We start from the raw sequence: 6,530 nt of genomic DNA, 5'->3' as shown, positions 1-6,530 counted from the left end.
TTACCTAAATATTTGTATAGAGCTTAGTTTTCCATTATCAAAATATAATGCGCCCTTATTATGATAATACCATTGTTCTAGCTCGCCACGTTTATCATCAACTTTATGGACATAGGTAGGAGTTGCTAACCTCCAATGAGTTTGGTTTAGCACTTGCTCTTTGGTCATCCCTATTTTCGCTCCAACATCATTGTTGACTTCAGAGTAGTCGTTTAAGCTATACAAAACCTCATCTTTATTAGATACACGAAGACCTTTCTCTCTATTAGTTTGCATATTTTTTAAATGTTGCTCTGCTAATTGTTTTCTAGCTTCCACTAGTTTTTTTTCATATTCTGTTGTTTCATCATCTATATGAATATTAGCTTCTTTAGTTGATCTATGGGAGATTCCACTTGGATTAACGTTAATAAGCAATACTTGTCCATCCTTGTCTTTATAAACATACATATTTCCTGCTATGGTATTAGCAGATATTAAGGCAAGTAGAGCACCTATTATTATTTTCACCATTGCTTTTTCTACCTTTAACTAATTATATTTGGCCATTATTTTAATAGAAACACTGATCTAAACGTGCCTACTTTACTTAATCTACTTTCCACCCCAGCTATCGACCCATACTCGGAGATCGCGACCTTGTGGGAGCTCTAGCACGCACAAGCTCTTGCTCTTGCTCTTTGGCTTTGATTACTTCTCTAACTTGTCCAGCAAGGTCTTTAATTCCTTCAGTTCTGCTTCTATTGCCGTCTGTGATCCGGTTATTTTCGCTTGTGATTGTTCTATTTTGATCTGTGCGTTCACTAATTCGCTCAATCCGTCCTCTAACTTCACTGTATCGTTCTCTAATTGCGTCGTATCGCTCTCTAGATAGTCGGGCGGTGTTATCGTGCTCTGATACGTCTTCAACTGCGCTACGAGCTGCATTTGTACGTTCCCTAACGCCAATAACTCGCTTATCAACGTTGCTTGCGTTGTTGCGTGATTTTTCCGATGCTTTATCCAACCATTGAACACGTTGGTTTGTTCTGTCATTGAAGTTTGCAACTGCTTGAACAACGTCGGTAAGCGTTCCAGCTCCTGCGTTTTCGTCTCTGCCAATTTGTTCAATGATGCTGTCAATTGCGCTATATCTTGATCTTTCCTCTGTAGCTGCTGCTGTGTGTATCGCTCTTGATCGTCCAACATCTGCTCTTGGCGTTTGATCGTGTCCTGCTGTGCTTGTAGGGCTTGCTGCACCTGCTCTAATAGTCTCTTGTCCATGACTTACCTCTGCCCGTAGTTGATGGGCTGCTGCTGTATCTGTGTCTGCGGCTTTTGAATGATGTAGGTTGGTTTTGAGTACTTGTTGACTGATACTGCCCCTATGATGATGCCTAGCACCAGTATCGTAAGTGCGACCAAACTGGCGACGATTGCCCATTTCTTCATTTCTGATCTGATGACCTGCGCTATCCGGTCTTCTCGCTGCGTTATCAGTTGTTTGATGTGCTGTGTGTAGCTCTCTATCATCGTCTCTGTCTGTTCTGCGAGTTGGTTTAAATCTTGGGTTAAATGGGCTTGGACGTTGCTCATATAGTTTTCGAGGGCTGTACTCATATCGGTTTGATGCTTTGCTAACATCGCGAGCAGCTGCTCGTTGCTCAAGTCGAGGCTTTCCATGCCTTGCTTGATGATAGTCTCGCTTTCTTGTAATTTCGCTGTCATAAAGCTGTTTAGCTGCGTCGTAGCGTTCTGTACTTCTTGCTCGATAGTCTTTGCTTGCTGCTGTGACTGTGTTTTGAACTTCTCTGCTAAAGTTAAAATCTCGCTCATATAATCCGCCTGTCAGCCTGATATTTCGTTTCCCTGTTGGGTTCTTGATAGAAATCGCTCTGTCTGTCTCTCGTGCGATCTCAAAGCCACCATCTTTTAGGGCTTGAACAACACCCTCACGATTGGTTATCGCACCTTCAATAATTAATGCATGTAAGCCCTCAGTAATGGCTTGCCTAGTGTCTTTAACGTCTCTCGGTAAGTTGTCACGCTGCGCCATTAATCGCTTTTTGGCGGGATCATTGGGGTCTGTAAAACCATGCTCAATGTTTTGCATGTCTTTCCATGCGTTCACTCTGCGCTTATCCACGCTGTGGACATAGGGCTGGAATGCTCTACCGTGTTCTAAATCAATATTAGCAAAGACAAAATTCAGCTCTAATCTGCCTTTGTCTCTGTGTTCTATCCAGCTAACACTTACTCTATCAACGTCTAGCCCTGCTCGAATGGTTTGCTCAAAGCCGTCCATTAAAGCGTTTTTTTGTTCTTGGGTTACTTGGTTGGCGGTTTCGGTAAACGATAAGCAGCCACTAGTATATTTTTGCTTGAAGTCTAGGCTGTCAATGAGCAAGGCTTGGTTGTCTATGTCACCCCTCAATACTTCGGCACCAATACGTTTACCGTCTGGCTGCTCTTTGTCTTTGAGCAAGTAATCAAACACGCCTTTACTGCCACCTGTGCCATTAGTGAAGAATTTAACGATCATTGAGCACGCTCGATGCTAGTGCTTTGTCTAGCGTGGTCTGCAACTCCAGTAAGGCGATCAATACGGCGTTACCGACTTCTTGCCCCATGTTGGTTTGCTTGGCTATTTGATTGATGTTGATGCCAATGCGATTAATGGCTCGCACCAATTCAGGGTCGGCGCTATGGACGATTTTTTTGGTCTTAGGTTCAGGCGCGGCTACCGGCTGATCAAGTATCAATCCGCGAGCATAGGTTGACATATCATGTCTGCCTGCACGCTTTTTAATGTCTACTATCTCATCGTCAGACACTCTGATTTTTAGCCACTTTGTTCTTGCCATTTCAACCTCAATCTAGCTGTTGTTTTTTACCCCTCACGGCTTTTTGTGAGGGGTTGGGGTTAAGGGGTTTCCCCTTACCGGCATGCCTTGGGTCAATAGTAACGGAGTGGATATTGTACCCACGGTATATGCTGGCTAAAAAATATAATATTAAATATATATATCATAATATGCTTCTTTAGGCTGTTATATATTAAAAAAAGAAAGTACACACCCTAACTTTTATTGCTAAAAAGTTGCTGTTAAGTTAAGGTTGTTTTCCTGTTTAATATATGAAGATCATTATATTAAAATCATCTCCCTTTACATAAAACCAATCTGGGATACGATTCATGAAAATGAAGTTGCTATTTTTATTTACTCCAATATTTTTCTTAATCGCTTGCTCGCCTTCTAATGAGACAGCCACTTATGAAGATAGGGCAACATCTAAACTTGAAGTCCAAGATAATCCAACATCTACACTTGAAATCTCAACTTCTAAAGCTTACTCAGCAGAAAAGCAAAGCTATGTACAGTCTTGCATAGAAACATCTGACGAGAGTTTTTGTAGTTGTCAATTTGATGTAATGGATCCGATACTTTCTAGTTCGATAGGTAGTGATTGGAGCACGAAAAATATGGAAGAACAAGATTTTGGAGTGTATGTATCAGCTGTTGAATCAGCAGTCAGTCAATGTAGTTAAACTATTTGAGGACATGATTTATAGCAAAAATATAACTTTACTCGACTTCCATAGCAAGCTGATTGTAGCTGCATTCAAACACTAACCCTCCTCTAAAAAATTGGCAATTATGAAACAGTTTCTATCCAGTCTTATTATATTATTGTTATGTGGCTTACCTATATATTCATACGCTGAAATTGCAAATAATGTTCTTGATGCAGAGGTTTTTTTTAAAACTAAGCAATTAGCTGAACAAGGGGATGCTGCTGCTCAGAATAAGCTAGGTGGAATGTATGATGAAGGTAAAGGTGTCTCTCAATCATATTCTGAATCTTTCAAATGGGTTAAAAAATCTGCTGAACAAGGTTATGCTGACGCTCAGGCAACCTTGGCAATGAAGTACGAAGACGGCAGAGGTGTCCCTCAATCAGATACTGAAGCTTTCAGATGGATCAAGAAATCTGCCGATCAAGGTTTTAGTATTGCCTATGTTAAATTAGGAACAATGTATGAAGAAGGAAAGATTGTTCCTCAATCGTACAACGAAGCTTTCAAATGGTATAAGAAAGTCGCTGAACGAGAGTACACAGAGTCTGAATCTGCTATCAATGCCGATACTGCTGCTGCCACTGCGGCCTATCTTAACCTAGCTGCAATGTATTATAAGGGTAATGGTGTTGCTCAGTCGTTTTCTGAAGCTTTCAAGTGGTATAAAAAAGCTGCTGAACTAGGTCACGCTTACGGCCAATTGTCGGTAGGCTCAATGTATTTAGAAGGTGAAGGAGTTCCACAGTCACTCTCCGAAGCTTTCAAATGGTTTAAAAAAGCCGCTGATCAAGATAATTCTACTGCTCAACATAACTTAGGCTCAATGTATTTAAAAGGCGAAGGGGTTAGACAGTCAAACTCTGAAGCTTTCAAGTGGTATAAAAAAGCTGCTAATCAAGGTAGTATTAATTCGCAGTACCTTGTGGCTAGTATGTATTCAGAAGGTGAAGGAACTCCTAAATCAGACTCTGAAGCTACGCACTGGTACAGAACAGCTGCAAATCAAGGTATGGCTGATGCTCAAAATAGATTAGGTAATAGGTACTCAGAAGGAAAAGGTGCTCCACAATCATATTATGAAGCTTTCAAATGGTTTAAAAAGGCGGCCGATCAAGGTAATACTTACGCCCAAATTAACCTAGCTAGGATGTATGAAGACGGAAAAGGCGTCGATAAGGATAGTAAAAAAGCTGCCGAATGGTATAAAAAGGCCGCTGACCAAGGTGATAGTTTTGCTCAAGGTGCTCTAGGCTTAAGGTACGAATACGGCAAAGGCGTCCCTCTAAGCTATGAAAAGGCGGCCGAATGGTATAAAAAGGCGGCTGACCAAGGTAACGACCTCGCGAGAGAAAGCCTTTCCACACTGCATAGAGAAGGCAAGATTCCTAATACGCATAAGCCCACAACAACTCGACTTCCTAAAAAAACAATTAACCAAAGTAACGGCACAAATGAATTAAACATAGGATCAAGATATTTGAAAGGCGAAGGCGTCCCTCTAAGCTATGAAAAGGCGGCCGAATGGTATAAAAAGGCCGCTGACCAAGGCAATGCATCTGCTCAATTTAATTTAGGCGTGATGTACCATAAAGGGCAGGGCGTAAGCCAAAATAATACGATTGCAAAGAGCTACTTTAGAAGAGCATGCGACAATGGGCACCAAGCAAGCTGTAGAAACTACAAGAAACTATGATAAGAGAAACCTTCAGAAGATAAGAGCGCTGAAATAGCCTAAGCAAGCTAGGAAAGATAACAGTAAAGAAAGGCAGAAGTAGTCCCAAGAAGGCTGTTATCTGATTTAGGCTTATCCAGTGCAACTTTTTAAAGCTTACCTAGTTTCTTATGATTATAATAAGTTCTTCTCGAAATACCTAAGTCTTCCCAAGGCTTCATGGATTGCTCTGACGTAGCTACAGGCTTACGTTTAGATACCTTACCGCCTTTACTACCCTTAAGTGCTTGACGATAGATAAACTCGTTATAGTGGTAGGCATCATGCTTCCAGCAGTATTTAGCAATGCTTTTGGCAGTCGCTTTGATTTCTGAGTACGGTAATGGGTCTGAAAACATCCTATTTACGCTTTGAGCATGTTTAATCACTGAGTTATACCATTGCTCCCAAGTCTTCCCTCGATGCTCTCTAATCGCAGAATACGCCCAATGACGAACAGTATCGAACAGAGTGCAGTTCCTTCCAAGCCCATATTCCTTTTCGGTCGTCGTTAAAGGTCTGAGATCAACAAAATCCGCTAGATAATTTAGCTCGTAAGCTTCTTTTGTCCATACTTCGGTACGCCAATGCTCGTGCATAGGGTTTTTAGTAATAAAGTTGGTATATCCGACGTCTGCTCTTGTCTCTCTGACCAACCCTGCTTGTACCTTAGCGAGATAATCTAAGGCTTTACGGCTGCCATGTTCGCTGGTACAGACAGGTGTTTTTAGCTCATAGACGATGTGAGCGTGTCCGTTTGTAGGGTTTTGGCTTGTCCACCGTGGTGGTGGTAAATATTCTTCCGCCCAACGCATTGCGCCATGCTTATGGTCAATGTCTAAGCAAATGAAGTGGGTCATGCAAGGGGGGTTGTGCTGGATGTACCGCATTTTGACGGCAGTTTGCCTAGGACGAATGACGAGATTACCCAAATCATCGGTGCAATAGGGCTTATGGGGGAGTGTTTCGTATATTTCCGGTAGTATTAACATCACGCACACTTGTGTTGGTGCGCCTGCTGATATAAAATGTCCGTATCGAAAAATGGGTTTTATATCTGCTGACACAGATTAAAATTCATCTAACCCCTGAGGCTGGCCGGCTTTGGGGGTTAGTCGTTTCTAGCACTTGAGTTTACGCTTTCATTATCGTCACGTCAATTAGTAATTTCCTTGTAAGCCACGTAGTTTAAGGCATACATCGCTTTAAAAGGTTGTATCTACTTCACATTGTTTGCACTAACTGTGACCCAAAATAAAG

7 protein-coding genes are annotated in these 6,530 nt (G+C 41.7%); 2 read left to right on the top strand and 5 right to left on the bottom strand.

Going from position 1 to position 6,530, the window contains the following annotated elements:
* From PG901_RS13175 to PG901_RS13165, 4 genes are all read right to left on the bottom strand, one after another.
* Positions 1–513, bottom strand: coding sequence for an outer membrane protein assembly factor BamE (locus PG901_RS13175; protein WP_228723209.1), 513 nt, complete (start codon positions 511–513; stop codon positions 1–3).
* 177 nt (positions 514–690) lie between these two features.
* Positions 691–1,263: a hypothetical protein gene (locus PG901_RS13730; protein WP_416383458.1), complete on the bottom strand. Its 573-nt coding sequence runs from the start codon at positions 1,261–1,263 to the stop codon at positions 691–693.
* A 3-nt stretch (positions 1,264–1,266) separates the two neighbouring features.
* Positions 1,267–1,815, bottom strand: a complete 549-nt coding sequence (locus PG901_RS13725; protein WP_416383457.1) for an MbeB family mobilization protein — start codon at positions 1,813–1,815, stop codon at positions 1,267–1,269.
* Between the two features lie 695 nt (positions 1,816–2,510).
* A complete protein-coding gene (locus PG901_RS13165; RefSeq protein ID WP_181717532.1) occupies positions 2,511–2,843 on the bottom strand; it encodes a plasmid mobilization protein in 333 nt (110 codons plus the stop codon).
* A gap of 332 nt (positions 2,844–3,175) precedes the next feature.
* Between PG901_RS13165 and PG901_RS13160 the strand changes: the two genes are divergently transcribed.
* Positions 3,176–3,529, top strand: a complete 354-nt coding sequence (locus PG901_RS13160; protein ID WP_181717535.1) for a hypothetical protein — start codon at positions 3,176–3,178, stop codon at positions 3,527–3,529.
* Between the two features lie 109 nt (positions 3,530–3,638).
* On the top strand, positions 3,639–5,252 hold the full coding sequence (locus PG901_RS13155; protein WP_181717534.1) for an SEL1-like repeat protein: 1,614 nt from the start codon (positions 3,639–3,641) through the stop codon (positions 5,250–5,252).
* A 128-nt stretch (positions 5,253–5,380) separates the two neighbouring features.
* Here the strand turns inward: PG901_RS13155 and PG901_RS13150 are convergent, their stop codons facing one another.
* Positions 5,381–6,262 carry a replication initiation protein gene (locus PG901_RS13150; protein ID WP_181717536.1) on the bottom strand — a complete coding sequence of 294 codons (882 nt, stop codon included), beginning with the start codon at positions 6,260–6,262 and terminating at the stop codon, positions 5,381–5,383.
* Between the last annotated feature and the right edge of the window lie 268 nt (positions 6,263–6,530).

It is taken from the genome of Psychrobacter sp. ANT_H3 (genome assembly GCF_027919975.1).
GTDB classification, from domain to species: Bacteria; Pseudomonadota; Gammaproteobacteria; order Pseudomonadales; family Moraxellaceae; genus Psychrobacter; species Psychrobacter maritimus.
The sequence above is the reverse complement of the archived record's forward strand: the minus strand, read 5'-3'. Positions and strand labels throughout refer to the sequence as shown.

What these genes read in the sequence shown, in the direction of transcription:
- PG901_RS13175 (WP_228723209.1), bottom strand. Translation starts at nt 513, where the DNA reads ATGGTGAAAATAATAATAGGTGCTCTACTTGCCTTAATATCTGCTAAT.
- PG901_RS13730 (WP_416383458.1), bottom strand. Translation starts at nt 1,263, where the DNA reads ATGGACAAGAGACTATTAGAGCAGGTGCAGCAAGCCCTACAAGCACAG.
- PG901_RS13725 (WP_416383457.1), bottom strand. Translation starts at nt 1,815, where the DNA reads ATGAGCGAGATTTTAACTTTAGCAGAGAAGTTCAAAACACAGTCACAG.
- PG901_RS13165 (WP_181717532.1), bottom strand. Translation starts at nt 2,843, where the DNA reads ATGGCAAGAACAAAGTGGCTAAAAATCAGAGTGTCTGACGATGAGATA.
- PG901_RS13160 (WP_181717535.1), top strand. Translation starts at nt 3,176, where the DNA reads ATGAAAATGAAGTTGCTATTTTTATTTACTCCAATATTTTTCTTAATC.
- PG901_RS13155 (WP_181717534.1), top strand. Translation starts at nt 3,639, where the DNA reads ATGAAACAGTTTCTATCCAGTCTTATTATATTATTGTTATGTGGCTTA.
- PG901_RS13150 (WP_181717536.1), bottom strand. Translation starts at nt 6,262, where the DNA reads ATGTTAATACTACCGGAAATATACGAAACACTCCCCCATAAGCCCTAT.